Here is a 4,573-nt window from a genome sequence, read left to right as displayed (position 1 = left end):
CTGCATGGCGGCGTGGCCGATTTCCTCTGGCGATTTCGGCGTGCTTTCGGCTGCCGGACCGGCGCCGCCAAGCCGCGCCGTCAGGTCGGGCGGTGCGACCGGCGCGCTGTCGGCTGAGCCGGTGGCCTGCGATTGGTCCGGTGCCGAGGCCTGCTCGGCCCCACTGCCGGTGGAGGCAACCACCGGCGCACCGGCCGGTCTTGGCTCACCTTCGACATAGGGGTTCGGATTGAGGGGGATGAGATAGCGCGCCGGCGCCCAGCCGCTCAGCTTCTCCTTGCCCGTGCTCTCGACCTTGCACCATTTGTAGCCGTTGATGTCGTTGCAGCCGAGATTGGTGACCATGTCGCCACTGCTCAGCCGCGCCTCGACCGTGGCGACCGGCGATGCGGTGGTGCGGACCTTGAGAAGGTCGTCCGGCGCCAGGCCGGTAACGACGGAGATGACGAGCTCCGGCGCCTCTTGGGCCATCTCTTCAGCCATAGCGGGGGCAATCACAGGCCACGCCGTCATCAGCAGCGGAGCAGCAATCAGCGCATGGAGGATTGTTCGGAGCGTAACTGTGCGCCTCATCGTTTGGCCGTGCGCTGATACCGTGCCGCGGCGGATCGAGCCCGCCGCAAGCCCGGCCGGTTTTATAAGGGACGACGCGGCGCCATGTAAGCCCGAAAATTCGGGCCGCCGTTTCGCCAGCCTTCAGCCGGGCAGGGGCATGAACCCGGTTCTGAGCGCGTGAGCCCATTCCGGCCGGCCCGCTTGTTCGGCCTGCCTGGCGGCCGCCTCGTGGTCGTAGTCGACGGCGATGGCCTCGAAGCCGTCGGGCTGGCCGTTGCTGCCCAGGGTGACAATGCCGTAGCGCGCATGCGGCGAGCCCTGCTCGGAGACATGCGCCGGCGGCGTGGAATCGTCATAGGCAGGGCAGCCGATGCTGCCCGGATTGAAGATGACGGGACCGTCGGGGACGCGGATCAGTTCCGCGCGGTGGCTGTGGCCGCACAGCGCGATGCGGCAAGCCGGGTCGAGCGCCTTCAGCCGCCGCCGGATCGCCGTCAGCGGCGCGCGTACCAGCTGGCCATTGACGATCGTATCAGTGAGATATTTCTCGTCATGGTCGGGACGGGCGTGGAAAGCGATGATTCCGGGTGCGATCTCCAGCGTCAACGGCTGGGCGAACAGCACCTGGCGCTGTGCCTCGGTCAGCCGCTCCTGCGCATAGACGTCGGAGGGCCACATGGTGTCATCAGCGGGGTCGGCGGCAACACGGCGGTCGTGGTTGCCGCGCACCGTCGGCAGGTTCAGCGCCTGCAGCCGTTCCATCGTTTCGCGCGGCCATAGCGGGCCGGAAACGCTGTCGCCGAGATTGACGGTCAGGTCGGCGCCGCCGCGCCGGCGCAGGTCGTCAAGCACGGCGTCGAGCGCCAGCACATTGCCGTGGATATCGGCGAGGACGGCGATGCGCATTTCGGGAAGCTCCTGTGTGACGCCGCTTTTCCTTTTCCCCACGTTCGTGGGCGAGGAACCCAAGTCCTTCAGGGTCGGGCGTGCACTTCGATATCGTGGCCGCCAACCGCCGGCAGTGCGGGATCGTCGCCGGCGGCGGCGATGACGCTGTCGAGCAGGCCGGGGAAGCGGGCGTCGAGATCGGCGCGGCGCAGTGTGATCATGCGGTTGGTGCCGACCACCTCGGCGCGGGTGACGCCGGCCTCGCGCAATTTGGCGAGGTGGTAGCTCAGATTGGTCTTCGAGCCGAAATCGAGGAACTGGCTGCAGTTCAGCGGCACGCCCTGCTTGCTGGCGAGATAGCGCACGATGGCAAGCCGCGTCGGGTCGCCGAGCACGCCAAGCACGATCGGCAGGCTGATCTGGTCCGTATTGGGGTGTGGCAAGGTCATGGCTCGAAACTAAGCACAGTCGGGTCCGATTTCAACGCATCCATCATTGTTGGCTCCACGTGGCCTTTCTCCGTCTCGCGCGAACCCCGCCCGGCCTGTGCTGACACAGGGCTGTCAGGAAGGTTCAGCTATTTTTCCCTGGCTTCATTGACATGATGCCCTGTTATGTCCAATTGTTCAATAACTTTTGAACTAAGGACATCCCGCCATGGACAAGCGCCTCTTCTGGCTCGCGCTCGGATCGTTCACGATCTCGACCGAAGGCTTCGTCATCTCCAGCCTTCTGCCCGACATCGCGGCGGATGCCGGCATCTCCATTCCGCTGGCCGGCACGCTGATTACCGCCTTCGCGCTCGCCTATGCGGTCGGCACGCCGATTCTCGCGACGCTGACCGGCGAATGGGACCGGCGCCGCGTCATCCTGTGGACGCTGGTGTTCTTCGTCATCGGCAACATCGCCGCCGCCTTGAGTTCCTCCTTCGAACTGCTGCTGGTCGCGCGCATCGTCATGGCGCTGTCGTCGGGCCTGTTCGCCGCAACCGCGCAGGGCACCGCAGTAGCGCTGGTCGATGATCATCACCGGGCGCGTGCCATCGCCGTCGTTGTCGGCGGCACCACTGTGGCCGTTGCGCTCGGTGCGCCGCTCGGCGCGCTCGTTGCCACCGTCGCCGGCTGGCGCGGCACCTTCTTTGCCATCGCCGGCCTTGGCGCGCTTGCAGGCGCGATCCTGTGGTACCGGCTGCCGCAGGGCATCGTTGGCACCAGGCTGCCCTTGAAGCGCAGGCTGGCGGCAGCGCTGCGTCCCGGCGTGATGCCGATCCTGTTGACGACAGTGCTGGCGCTGATCGGCGCCTTCACCGTCTTTGCCTATGTCGCGCCGCTTGCCATCGAGGGCGGCGGTCTCAGCCAGATCGCGCTGCCCGGCATGCTGCTCGCCTTCGGCGTCGGCGCCGTCATCGGCAACATTGGCGGCGGCCAGGCCGCCGACCGGTTCGGTGCGACCCGCACCGTCGGCTGGTCGCTGGCGCTGAGTGCCGGCATGCTGGTCTTATTGTCGGTCATCCCGACCTTCCTGCCGCACCATATTGCCGGGCCGGCGCTGATGGCGATGATGGTGCCGTGGGGCATCGTCGGCTGGGCGTTCCCGCCGGCGCAGGCGAGCCGCATCATCAAGCTGGCGCCCGATGCCGCCCCGATCGTGCTGTCGCTCAACGCCTCGGCGCTCTATCTCGGCGTGGCGCTGGGTGCCGTGGTCGGTGGTGCCGTGCTGCGCTACGGCGCGCCGGCCGATCTCGGCCTGGTCGCCGCGATCTTCCCGATCGTCGGGCTTGGCGTCGTGGTCGCCGGCCGCTGGGCGGCTCGGCCTGTAGAAATGCCTGCCGAGTAGAGTCTTTGGCAAACGCTGGCCTTAGGGCGTGGCCGGCGGCAGATCAAAATCCAGCGCGGCGATCTCATCCAGAGCCGCGCGCAAATCTTCGGCCTTGTCCTTGCCGACGACATCCTCGAAACGCTGCTGGGCGATTTGCCACAGTTTCATCGCTTCCTCGATCTTGTCCAGGCCCTTTGGCGTCAGTCGTACACGCTTGACGCGGCGGTCCTCCGGGTCGGCGAAGGTCTCGACATAGCCGTCGCGGATCAGCGGTTTCAGCGTATGGCCGAGCGCCGACAGGTCCATGATCAGCGACGTGGCGATGGCGCCCATCGCCGGCTCATCGCCCATATGGATCTGGTAAAGCAGGCCCTGCTGCGTCGCCTTGAGGCCTGACGGCTCCACCACATCATCATAAAACTTGCCGAGCTTGCGCGCCGCGCGGCGCAGCGCGGCGTTGTTGCAGAGCGTGAGGCCGGGCAGGCTGTCCTTTGACATGATGGTCCCTGGCGCCGGCGAATGAGGCCCGGCTGCTCCCCTCAAATAATCCCCGCCCGTCTCATTGACAAGATAGTGGCATATGCCTACTTCACGATTAATGGTATATGCCACTATCTTGCGGCTTTCCGGCAGCGCGGCAGATGCCACGGTGCCGGGGGTCATTCGAAACGAACAAGATCAGTTGAAGAAGGAACAGGACAATGAGTGGACAGGGCAACAAGGGCACGGCGGTCGTCACCGGTGCTTCGTCGGGCATCGGCGCGGTCTATGCCGACCGGCTGGCCGGGCAGGGCTACGATCTGGTGCTGGTGGCGCGGCGCGCCGACCGGCTGGAGGAACTGGCCGGGAAGCTGCGCCAGACCTATAGCCGCAAGGTCGGCGTGATCAGCGCCGATCTTGCAAACGACGATGATGTGCGCCGCGTCGAGCAAGCTGTAACAGCCGACGAGAGCATCACACTGCTGGTCAACAATGCCGGCATCGGCGGCCAGGCCGTCGTGGCCACCGCCGATGTCGACGCGGCCGAGCGCATGATCAAGGTCAACACCATCGCCTTGACGCGTCTAACCCGCGCCGTGCTGCCGGGGCTTTTGGCACGCAACCGCGGCGGCATCGTCAACATCGCCTCGGTGCTCGCCTTCGACACCTCCTTCGGCGGCATCTACAGCGGCACCAAAGCTTATGTGGTCAACTTCACCGAAGCCCTGCACCGTGAGGTTGAGGGCACCAATGTGAAGGTGCAGGGCTTCGGTGAAGTTGACCACATAAGCTTTGGTGCCGCTGTAGATGCCGCCGAAGGAGGTGTCGAAGG

At 66.0% G+C, this 4,573-nt stretch carries 5 protein-coding genes and 1 pseudogene; 2 read left to right on the top strand and 4 right to left on the bottom strand.

The features are described 5' to 3' along the window. From EN879_RS25190 to EN879_RS25180, 3 genes and pseudogenes are all read right to left on the bottom strand, one after another. Positions 1-471 (bottom strand): annotated as a pseudogene (locus tag EN879_RS25190) (SH3 domain-containing protein); the annotation flags it as partial. 225 nt (positions 472-696) lie between these two features. After that, the gene (locus tag EN879_RS25185) at positions 697-1,461 is read right to left on the bottom strand and encodes a metallophosphoesterase family protein (RefSeq protein WP_063168791.1); all 765 of its coding nucleotides are present in this window, start codon (positions 1,459-1,461) and stop codon (positions 697-699) included. 68 nt (positions 1,462-1,529) lie between these two features. After that, positions 1,530-1,892 (bottom strand): helix-turn-helix transcriptional regulator, encoded by a 363-nt coding sequence (locus EN879_RS25180; protein ID WP_013530112.1) that lies wholly within the window; start codon positions 1,890-1,892, stop codon positions 1,530-1,532. A 208-nt stretch (positions 1,893-2,100) separates the two neighbouring features. Here EN879_RS25180 and EN879_RS25175 point away from each other — a divergent pair, with 208 nt between their 5' ends. Next, complete coding sequence (locus EN879_RS25175) at positions 2,101-3,279, top strand: MFS transporter (protein ID WP_027162085.1); 1,179 nt, start codon at positions 2,101-2,103, stop codon at positions 3,277-3,279. Between the two features lie 21 nt (positions 3,280-3,300). On the opposite strand, the gene EN879_RS25170 is transcribed toward EN879_RS25175, so the two are convergent. After that, positions 3,301-3,759: a MarR family winged helix-turn-helix transcriptional regulator gene (locus EN879_RS25170; RefSeq protein WP_024504123.1), complete on the bottom strand. Its 459-nt coding sequence runs from the start codon at positions 3,757-3,759 to the stop codon at positions 3,301-3,303. Positions 3,760-3,962: 203 nt separating this feature from the next. On the opposite strand from EN879_RS25170, the gene EN879_RS25165 reads away from it, so the two are divergent. Further along, positions 3,963-4,573, top strand: a 611-nt coding sequence (locus tag EN879_RS25165; protein WP_245493863.1) for an SDR family NAD(P)-dependent oxidoreductase, incomplete at its 3' end; no start/stop codon positions are given.

It is taken from the genome of Mesorhizobium sp. M7A.F.Ca.AU.002.02.1.1, from assembly GCF_003998535.1.
Taxonomy (GTDB): domain Bacteria; phylum Pseudomonadota; class Alphaproteobacteria; order Rhizobiales; family Rhizobiaceae; genus Mesorhizobium; species Mesorhizobium ciceri.
Note: the sequence above shows the minus strand (reverse complement) of the source record. Positions and strands in the feature narration are given on the sequence as shown.